Annotated in this window: 4 protein-coding genes; all 4 read left to right on the top strand. The window is 47.2% G+C overall.

Annotated elements, in window-relative coordinates:
* Positions 1–1,352, top strand: a 1,352-nt coding sequence (locus ACM64D_RS10205; protein ID WP_415063110.1) for a translocation protein TolB, incomplete at its 5' end; no start/stop codon positions are given.
* Positions 1,276–3,651, top strand: a complete 2,376-nt coding sequence (locus ACM64D_RS10200) for a glutamine-synthetase adenylyltransferase (protein ID WP_415063109.1) — start codon at positions 1,276–1,278, stop codon at positions 3,649–3,651. The genes ACM64D_RS10205 and ACM64D_RS10200, both read left to right, overlap by 77 nt.
* 34 nt (positions 3,652–3,685) lie before the next feature.
* A complete protein-coding gene (locus tag ACM64D_RS10195; protein ID WP_415063108.1) occupies positions 3,686–4,342 on the top strand; it encodes a peptidylprolyl isomerase in 657 nt (218 codons plus the stop codon).
* A gap of 293 nt (positions 4,343–4,635) precedes the next feature.
* Positions 4,636–6,165, top strand: coding sequence for a hypothetical protein (locus ACM64D_RS10190; RefSeq protein WP_415063107.1), 1,530 nt, complete (start codon positions 4,636–4,638; stop codon positions 6,163–6,165).
* The last annotated feature ends 86 nt before the right edge of the window (positions 6,166–6,251 follow it).

Here is a 6,251-nt window from a genome sequence, read left to right as displayed (position 1 = left end):
TCCTTGGACTTTCACCTGTTTTCGCGCAAGCCCAAGAAAACGGAATCTACATTAAACTGGGAGAAGCTCGCACCAAAAAAAGTTTGGCGGCGTTTCCTCCTCTGCAATATTTTGGCGCCCCCACGACGGCTTCGAAATATCAGTCTGTGGGCGTTGAGCTATTTAACACCATCACCAATGATCTTTCTGTGTCTTCTTACTTCCAATTCATTAATCAAAGTGCCTTTTTGGAAGACACCAGCAAAACAGGCTTGATGCCAGCCCCTGGGCAACCCAACGGATTTAAGTTCCAAAGCTGGTCTGCGATTGGAGCCGACTTCCTGATCCGTGCTGGATACTCGATTGTAGGCAACGAAGTGACTCTTGAGACTTATACTTATCACGTACCAAGAGCCAATCTGGTTCTTGGCAAGAAATACAAGGGGCCTCTTTCCAGCGCCCGTCGTATTGCGCATACTTTTTCTAACGACGTTCTGAAAGCTCTCACCGGACAAGAAGGGCCCTTCCTTTCTCGCGTGGTGGCTTCTTCAGACCGCGGTGGCGGACAAGCCAAAGAAATTTTCGTGATGGATTGGGATGGTGCCAATATGGATCAAGTGTCTTCCCATCGCAGCATCTCTATTTCTCCCGCCTGGTCGCCGGATGGAAAGAAGGTCGCCTACACTTCTTACGTCAAAAGAGTGGGCGCCAAATTCAGAAATGCCGACATGATTCTTTTAGATCTTACGACCGGCAAACGCTCTCTGGTTTCCTATCGGCAAGGGATCAACTCTGGGGCAGCCTTTTCTCCCGATGGACGCCATCTCTATCTGACCATTTCACAAGGCACCAGTCCTGACATCTATAAGATGACTTTGGATGGAACTTTGGTAGGTAAAATCACCAACGGCCCTGCGGGCGCCATGAACGTGGAGCCTAATATTTCTAACGATGGCAAATTGGTCTTTTCTTCGGATCGCGCGGGACGCCCCATGATCTATACCGCCAACGCCGATGGCAACAACGTAAAGCGTATCACCTTTGCCGGGGTCTTTAACTCGTCCCCTTCTTGGTCACCCGATGGGAAGAAAATTGCTTTTGCAGGGCAAAGTGATAACAACTTCGATATCTTTGTCATGAATGCTGATGGCACGGGAATGATTCGCCTGACTTCCGCAAAAAAAGCGAACGGACGCATGGCCAGCAACGAAGATCCTTCTTTTTCTCCCGACGGTCGTTTTGTGATGTACACAAGCAATCGCACCGGAAAAAGTCAGATCTATATCTCGACGGTAGATGGCACCGAAGAACGTCGTGTTACCAACGACAACTTTAACTACTACAAACCTAAATGGTCTAACAACATTGACTAATCTATCCTTCGAGGATCAGTTAAGAAAAGAGCGCAACGAGATCTGGTCTCGAAGCGCTCTTTGCGCTAAAAACAACTCGGAGTCTTCAGAAAAAATCTGTAAAGAGTGGAGCCAGGCCTCAGACGCCTTACTGCAAAAAGCCTTTGATTTTTGCTTTGCTCAACAAAAAATAGCCCTTTTCGCGTTGGGAAAATTGGGATCTCAAGAGCTGAACTTGAGTTCTGATGTCGATGTTCTTTTAGTTGCTCAAGATGAATCTTCAGTGAGTCTCTCAAGCCTTCGAAAGTTTCAGAAGGTTCTCACCGAAAGAACCTCACAAGGGTTTGTCTTCCGCGTGGACTTTGATCTTCGACCCGGTGGAAAACAAGGCCCTCTCGTCCCCACTTTGGATCAATTCAAGGACTATTATGGAAACTACGGAGAAACCTGGGAACGTTTGGCTTTTGTGCGCCTGCGCCCCCTTTGTGGTGAGACCCTTGTCATCAATGAGGTGATGAGTTTTGCAAAGAAGTTTTCTTTTCGCCGACATCTGGATTTTACTCTTTTAGAAGATCTCAAAACTTTACGCTCGAAAATTCAAGGCCATTACTGGGCCCGATCACAAGAAAACGTCATTGATCTGAAGCTCGGGGTCGGTGGAATTCGCGATGTCGAACTTTTCACGCACGCTCTGCAAGTCATTCACGGAGGCCGGGATCCCGGTTTGCAAGTCAAGGGAACCACGGAGGCCCTCAAGCTGTTGGAGGAAAAAGGACTTCTTCCTCAGGAAGAGGCTCAGTTCCTGCGCACTCATTATTGGAACCTACGTCAGCTTGAAAATTACGTCCAAGCCTTGAACGACGAACAAACTCATCTTTTAAGAACCCAAGAAGATCATCCGAAGTTCATTCTTGAGGCTCTTACCCGTTTGCCGGATGAAATGAAACGTTGCGATCAAATCGTAAAAAGTCTCCTCGGGGAAGCCCCCAAGGATCTTCTCTTGGAAGATGAGATCAAAAAACTCAATCTTCCCGAAGAGGATCTTAAAGAACTCTGGCAAGAGATTTTGGGACAAGAGGTTCTGTCGCGCAATAAAGGGCGTGATGAACTTGCCCGCAAAGCTTTTTTGGCAGACTTCCTAGATACTTTGCAGCAGCAAAAGGGCGACATCCGTCGTGGCCTTTTGTTACTTAAGGACTTCATTCATGGCACTCGCGCCAAAGCGAGTTTTTTTGCCATGCTTATTCGGGAAAAAGAACTTTTACAGGAGTTGGCTTGGCTCTTCGGGCACTCTCCCTATCTGTCGCGCATTTTGTGCAATCGCCCGGAGCTCTTAGATAGTTTTGTATACCGGGCTCAAGATAAGATGTCCGAAGATCTGGGAACTCTGCTTGAAGAGATGGCGGAAAAACGATTGCTCTCTGAAGTGATCAATGGAAGTGCTTTTCTTGAGGACAAAGATCTTCCGTCCCTTTTAAGTCACCTCAGTTCCACGGCCGACTCGATCGTTGAGTCTTTGCTGGGGGCCCTGAAAAAAGATTACCCCTCTTCAATTCAGATTTTGGCCTTGGGGAAGTGGGGTGGCCAAGAGCTGGGATTCCGTTCCGATTTGGATTTTATTTTTGTAGTCCCTGAGGAGCCCACGGAAAACGATTTTAAGCTCGCAAAACGATTTATCACCCGACTCACCGAACCTCATCGCGGTGGGAATATTTATTCGATTGATATGCGTTTGCGACCTTCGGGAAAAGCCGGGCCCTTGGTTATTCCCGTTAAAGATCTGATCCACTATCTTGCGCATGAAGCGTCTGCGTGGGAGCGACAGGCTTATACAAAGGCTCGTTGGATTGGGGGGGCACAAAATGTTCTGCCTTTACACTCTTTCATTCACCGAGGCCTCACCAAGGATGAACTGGAAGAGCTTGAGAAAATCCGCCTGCAACTTTTACCGAACTCCGGCGTACTTAATGTCAAATTCAGTGAAGGGGGATTGATCGATATTGAACTCGCGGCTCAAGCCTATTTGCTCGGTCATAAGATCATTCCGGATTCATCTCACACGCAAGATTTCATCGCAACTTTAGGTGATCCTGGAACCACTCTGAGTGAAAATTACGGGCGACTGCGTCAGATTGAGCAGATGCTTCAGCTTGTTGCGTCAGAGTCGCTCGTTGAACTGCAACCAAATCATGAGTCCTTTCAATCTCTTGCCTTAGTGCTTCAATCCACCCCCCAAGATCTTCTTCAAGAAGTTTCTGAGATCTTTGCGGCCAATATTGCCGTTTTGAAGGAACTTGACCCTCGCAGACAGCCTCACTAATAGTAAGAGAGTTAGACAAAAGTCAGGAGATACAATGTCGAAAAATATCGATATTAAAAAGGTATTTTGGATCTACCTCTGTGCGTTTTTATTAGCGGCCTTCAGCTTCCGCGCAGATGCAAAAACTGATGTCAAAGAGGAAACTAAAAAAGCCGCTAAAGGAACAGCGAAGAAAGGAAAAGAGATGTTCGCACTTTTTGAAACATCCAAAGGAAATTTTAAAGTTAAACTTTTGAGCGACAAAGCTCCAAAGACAGTTGAAAACTTTGTTGGTTTGGTGGAAGGCACGAAAGAGTGGACCGATCCCAAAACAGGAAGCAAAGTTAAAAAGCCTTTCTATGATGGTTTGGTTTTCCACCGTGTTATCAAGGATTTCATGATTCAGGGCGGATGTCCTCTTGGCAACGGAACTGGTGGACCTGGATATCGTTTTGAAGACGAGTTCACTCCCGGCCAACAAAAGCACGACAAACCTGGAATTCTTTCTATGGCCAATGCGGGTCCGAACACCAATGGTTCTCAGTTCTTCGTGACAACTGTTCCGACTCCTTGGTTGGATGGACGTCACACTGTTTTCGGTGAAGTTGTTGAAGGAATGGACGTGGTTCACTCTATCGAGAACTCTAAAACAGGTCCGATGGATCGCCCGGCGGAAGCCGTTGTGATCAAACACATCAAGATCGAAAAATAGAACCTTTAAAAAATATTTCTGAAAAAGCCCTCTGGAAACAGAGGGCTTTTTTTTGCGCTTACAGTGTAAGCTTTCAACGCCAATTTCCCTTGCGTCGCCCAAAAAACAGAAAACGGACCTGCTTTTAAAATAACTCAATTAAATTTGTCACTTAAAGGCCTTTCCGCTCAAAGTTTGAGCAACTCACTTCAATCTCTTTAGTCCAGAATAACGTGGATTTCTCAAAGTCCTTCTCGGTCCTAACTAAGATTTTGCTTGTTACAAAACAACAACTTCTTAAGGAGGAGTTTTATATGAAAAAATGGATAAAGTTCTCTACCGGCCTTGCCACGGCGTCCATGCTGGCGGCGTGTTCCGGCGGTGGCGGCAGTGATAGTGCTGCACCCTCAACGGAGCCCACAAAATCACTGACAGTTTCAGGAACCGTCAGCGCACCGACAATCATGAATTACAAACCACTGGGATGGGATTCAAGTTTGGGTGCCTACTTTGTTGATACAAAAGTGATGCGCTGTACTCCCGGCTCAGGTCCGAATGTGGCTGGTGAAGGCACCATCGGTGACGACGGTAAGTTCAGCTTTACGATCAGCGGAATGGCTGAAGGCGCAGCTTTGGGTTGTTGGATCTATATCAATGGCATTCCTTCGATTCCTCTGGCCTTTGCCAACTCAACAGCTCTCTCTGGCTCAGGAAGCACTCAACAAACGGGTTATGCTCCAAGAGCCAATGCCACGTCACTGAGCTTAGGCACTATTTCTATTCAGACCGTCAGTCTTCCAGGAGGCGGTAGCTATTCTGTGGCCGTGGTCACCCCGTCATCTATCGTGGACAACGGCACGACTGAGGCCGCCGCTTTTGCTGACATGACCGGCATTTGGTCTGCGTCTGTCGTTGACGATCAGTCCAATGGTTATGTTCACCCTTGTGCTAACGAAGGTGCTGACTATCAAGCAGAGTGCCAGGCTGAATGGACAAATGCGTCTTTCTTCATCAACAACTTCTCTGCGACCAAAGATGCTGAAGTTCGAAGAGGCTTTTCTCTTTGGGCCAGCAAAGCTGCATTTGACAACTGTGGTGGCAAGGAAGGCATCACTATTGATTCCTCATGGACGATCGATGGCACTTATAAAGACACTGTGAAAACTTCTTACGGTGATCCCGCGTTTGATCCAAGACAGCTGATCACTGACGACATGTTGTTGAAGGCTCCGTTTAAAAAGTGGACAGATTCAAATGACCCTTCTCGCACCAACTGCCAACGCATGGGCAGCAGTACTCAAAGCACCACGTGTGACACCGCCACGAACTGCCAAGAGTTTGTTGCGGGCTTCACAAGTCCTGACAACGCCGACAAGCTAAGCTGTATAATAAACTCCATGAACAGCGGCGGTCTCCGTGCTTACAACTGGGGAAGTAATGTTTGCGCTCGCCGCATCGATCAAGATGATTGGACAAAGATCTCTGCTAATTTTGATGGGGATAAGAAGTGCCAGACGGCGGACTGTGGTGGGGGAATCAAATGGAAATCCGAACCGACTTTCCGTCATTTCTCTAGCGAATTGATCACTAGTGGAAATACGGGCTCGGCCTCATTCACTGGCGAAGAGTCTGATAACTATAACGGCGAACTTTGTGAAGTGTTCCGCACAACAAGCTTTAACATCACTCAAGCTTCTGCCACAAAGGCGACAATCATTGTGGAATTCTCAATGCGCAAAAAAGATCCTGATCACTGGCCTGAGGCGTGCAAGAACAGCTCATGGATGAGTTCTCAGATGGATAAAGTGCTTCGTCACAAAATCAATCTGACTAAGGTTCAATAGTTTAGCTTTTATTCCGGCCACCTCAAGGGAGTCCTCAGGACTCCCTTCTTTTTCAGACACTATTGTACCGTGTCCTGACCCTCTAA

It is taken from the genome of Bdellovibrio sp. (assembly GCF_047637665.1).
Classification (GTDB): Bacteria; Bdellovibrionota; Bdellovibrionia; order Bdellovibrionales; family Bdellovibrionaceae; genus Bdellovibrio.
The sequence above is the reverse complement of the archived record's forward strand: the minus strand, read 5'-3'. Positions and strand labels throughout refer to the sequence as shown.

Coding starts and splice junctions, on each gene's coding strand:
- ACM64D_RS10200 (WP_415063109.1), top strand. CDS start 1,276: ATGGCACCGAAGAACGTCGTGTTACCAACGACAACTTTAACTACTACA.
- ACM64D_RS10195 (WP_415063108.1), top strand. CDS start 3,686: ATGTCGAAAAATATCGATATTAAAAAGGTATTTTGGATCTACCTCTGT.
- ACM64D_RS10190 (WP_415063107.1), top strand. CDS start 4,636: ATGAAAAAATGGATAAAGTTCTCTACCGGCCTTGCCACGGCGTCCATG.